The following is a 3698-nucleotide window of genomic DNA, read 5'->3' as shown; positions in this document are numbered from 1 at the left end:
CATAAGCCGAAGGAATCCTGAGTACGAATGAGCCGCAGGAGGCATTTGACGAACGGGGAAGCAAGGGCCTCGTCGTCATTGTTGACAGCAGGGCCAACCGGAGGAATTTCGTTGTTCGTCATTTCAGTCTTCGTCTTCGAGGTACGATTTCCTTTTCCTGCGATGCCCACTCCGGGTCCGCTTGCGTGGCCGACGAATGGCTTGGGCGGGCCAACCCCAAGAGTGCCCCGTGGCCGACCTCGACATGTCCACGAGTGCGAGACCTGCGGCGCGAATTCGCGGCGCACATCGTCTGCGCCGCGATCCGACCGGTGGTCAACGCAATTGAAATCCAACCTTCCGCAAGCCGCCGCCCTGCTGCATCGACATACTTGCTGCGAAGAGAGCTTCGATGGGCGGATTGGCCAGTGTTCAATTCCAATTGTCAGTCCCTTCGCGATTCTTGCTCAGGAAGTGACTTCGTTTTGAGTTTCGGGTGCCTTCTTTTGCGGAGCCACACAAAGATCCGCGTGACAGGCAGGCTCACCCGTGTAGTTGGCCAGTGCTTCGAGCAATGGGGTAAGATAGTACTGTTTGGTGTGGTCCGGAATTGGCCCCAGCCGGTCCACCGATTTCAGTGCCACCTCGATCAACTCGATTGCGCGATCTTTGTTGCCGCTCTCGTAATAATACTGAGCTACCGGGAGGTACCGGAGGTATTTAAACGGGCCATCGCCGTTCGGGGGATTGAGTGCCAGTATCTGTTCCGAGAGCTCGTTGCCCATCGCAAAGCGCTCCGCGCGCGGAAGATGGGAATTGTCCATCGTGGGATCGAAGAGTTGGTTGAGGGCCAAGGCCATCCACGACACCGCGTCGGACGTTTTGTCGATCGCGTCCTCGACCAATTCTCGCATGACCGGCATGCCGGTCTTGATGTCGCGCAGCTTGTGAAGCAGAAGATCCGCATGAATCTGCCGGAACTCACAAGAGTCTGGCATCAAGGCGAGGCCTTCTTCGATGGCCAAGAGCGCCGCCGTCCAATCCTCGGCCTGCATCGCCGGCTCAAGTTTGGCGTATATCGGCCCGGTAAGCGACATTTCGCGCGCTGCAAGTTGGTTATGCGCGATGCGCTTTGCATCGGCGGCTTTCGCTTCATAGCTGCTGCGCCAGCTGCCGTTAAGGACTTTCGGCAAAACGTCATCGAGTTCCGCCGGGTGGCCGATAAAAGCGATGTGGCCGTCGCGGTCGACCACGAACGAGGTGGGAATCCCAATCGAAGAGCTGGGATCCATCCAGAGCTTGTTCATTTCGCCAATGTAATCGAACCCGATACGATAATTCAGATTCGGGAACTCCTCGGTCAGCCAGGCATCCACGTTGGTCCGCGCCTCGTCTGCGGTAGGACCCTGTTCGCAGGCGGCAACTCCGACCGCCTCAAATCCGCTGCCTTCATATTTCTCCTGCAGTTCGATCAAATGGGGCATGGCGTCGACACATGGTCCGCACCAAGTCGCCCAAAACTCAACGAGGTAGACCTTGCCGGGCCGAAAGTTCGTGAGGGGCTCGCCACGCAGCCAGTTCTCCACTTTGATCGCAGGAGCCGGGGACCCCATACGCAGTTCCATCTTGGTGTCCAAAGTCATTCCACACCTTTCGTCTCTTTTGTCGCGGAATATTTTCCAGTCAAAATCGGACACGGTCTCGAGGGCATCGCTCCCTCTGGCTTGCTTCAGCGAAGCTCTCACCGTGTTGCCGCACATCAAGCTGCAACGGAGGTGCCAATTCCCTCAGCTCCGGTAAGCGGCGGGAAATGCTTTGAAATTCTCCACGAGGCCAAATGCGGCCGATTGTCGTGAACCCGACATGTCTTCTGCCGCTGTCGGGTTTCGCCCTATCACTCTTGAGAGCTTGGACGGCTCGCCTGTGATTAGACTGGCCTCGGCCCTCGAGCAGTGGCAGTTTGGCGCCAGTTCGAAAGCGCGAACTCGCCGGCTTGGTCCTCGTGCCGCCACCGCCGCGTGTGGATTCTTGCCCCGGAGTCAAAATTCGCCTCGCGGTTGCCAACGGCGGCATGCGCTCAATGCGCGTGGCGTTGAGCACCGACAGCACGTAATGGTACCAATTAGTGGATGCCCGTCGCTGCCTCCACTTCTCCAGCCAAGCGCTCGAACGACGCTACCTACCCACGTTCGAGCGCGACCGCGGAATCGCAGACTGCCGAACGTCAGCCGTTGCGAAAGGTGTAGCCGTACCCGTTGATCGCCGGTGCGCCGCCTAGATGTGCGTAGAGGACCCTCGATCCCTGTGGAAAGAAGCCCCTCTGGACGAGGTCGATCATCCCTTGCATCGATTTGCCCTCGTAAACGGGGTCCGTAATCATGCCCTCGAGCCGCGCGCACAAACGGATTGCCTCTTTGGTTTCCTCCGATGGAACGCCATAACCCGGGTACGCGTAGTCCATGAACAACACCACGTCTGCCTCGACAATTTCCGCTCCGAGGTGGACGAGCTTCGCTGTATTTTGGGCGATGCCAAGCACCTGCGCCTTGGTCTTGGCGGGCATGGCGGAGGCATCGATACCGATCACGTTGCGCTGTCGACCATCCTTGGCGAACCCGACGAGCATGCCGCCGTGGGTTGAACCAGTCACCGTACAGACGACGATATAGTCGAAGGCAAACCCAAGCTGCTCTTCCTGGGCACGCACCTCCTCAGCGAACCCCACATAGCCCAGGCCGCCGTATTTGTGGACAGAGGCGCCGGCAGGTATCGCATATGGCCTGCCGCCCCTTGCCTTGACTTCATAAAGTGCCTTTTCCCAGCTGCGGCGGATGCCGATGTCAAAGCCCTCGTCAACCAGGCGCACCTCTGCCCCCATGATGCGGCTCAAGAGGATATTGCCGACCCGGTCGTAGACAGCATCATCATGTGGGACCCAGCTCTCCTGGACCAGGAGGCATTTCATGCCGATCTTGGCGGCGACCGCAGCGACCATGCGCGTATGGTTGGACTGCACGCCACCGATTGTGACGAGCGTATCGGCATCTGACGCGATCGCGTCGGGCACAATGTATTCGAGCTTGCGCAGCTTGTTTCCGCCGAACGCGAGACCGGAGTTGCAGTCCTCGCGTTTGACGTAGATTTCCACCTTGTCGCCCAGATGCTTGCCGAGGCGGTCGAGCCTCTCGATCGGCGTGGGTCCAAAGGTGAGCGGATAACGTTCGAATTTTTCCAGCATGCTATCTCCAGCAAAAAAGTACCTGAACCTGCTACGCACCGGTCAGCCCAGGGGTATGGTCGCGTGTTAGCCGAACACAGATTCCCTATACGATCAGCTCAGTCATCAGAGGGTGACCAAAATTGGTGTGGGTCTGAGCACTGATCCTGTCATCCGCGCATCAAAGCAGCAGCACATGCTGGGCATTCGACCAAGCCGGGACACAGCTGAAAATTGCATTCCGCAGTTGATCAGAGTCAGACGACTGGTACCCGAGCTTTCCTGTAACCATCGGCATGCTGGCCCCTGTGGCGAGTTCCACGAGCGCGGCTAGAGGACTGCCAGATCAGAAAGAGCACGCGGCCGAAGTAGCCGGCCTGAAGCAGCAGCGAACAGGCCAGCGTCGTGACGACTGCCACACGGAGCGAATCCAAAGCGAAGTAAACCATCGACGCATTGCTGCACAGGACCAGCCCCACGAGCCGACAAAAAGATGAAGTGC

3 protein-coding genes are annotated in these 3698 nt (G+C 58.5%); all 3 read right to left on the bottom strand.

Annotated elements, in window-relative coordinates:
• Window positions 1-446: 446 nt before the first annotated feature.
• Complete coding sequence (locus P9272_RS35630) at window positions 447-1604, bottom strand: TlpA disulfide reductase family protein (RefSeq protein ID WP_063170386.1); 1158 nt, start codon at window positions 1602-1604, stop codon at window positions 447-449.
• A 599-nt stretch (window positions 1605-2203) separates the two neighbouring features.
• Complete coding sequence (locus tag P9272_RS35625) at window positions 2204-3217, bottom strand: 1-aminocyclopropane-1-carboxylate deaminase (protein WP_024505903.1); 1014 nt, start codon at window positions 3215-3217, stop codon at window positions 2204-2206.
• Window positions 3218-3453: 236 nt separating this feature from the next.
• The coding region (locus P9272_RS35620) for an exopolysaccharide production repressor protein (RefSeq protein WP_127313226.1) at window positions 3454-3698 on the bottom strand (245 nt) is incomplete at its 5' end.

The sequence above is a fragment of the Mesorhizobium sp. WSM4976 genome, assembly GCF_029625685.1.
Taxonomy (GTDB): Bacteria; Pseudomonadota; Alphaproteobacteria; order Rhizobiales; family Rhizobiaceae; genus Mesorhizobium.
This window is presented reverse-complemented; position numbering and strand designations above follow the sequence as displayed.

Bases quoted from the DNA above. Each gene is read 5' to 3' on its own strand.
- P9272_RS35630 (WP_063170386.1), bottom strand. From the start codon at position 1,604: ATGGAACTGCGTATGGGGTCCCCGGCTCCTGCGATCAAAGTGGAGAAC.
- P9272_RS35625 (WP_024505903.1), bottom strand. From the start codon at position 3,217: ATGCTGGAAAAATTCGAACGTTATCCGCTCACCTTTGGACCCACGCCG.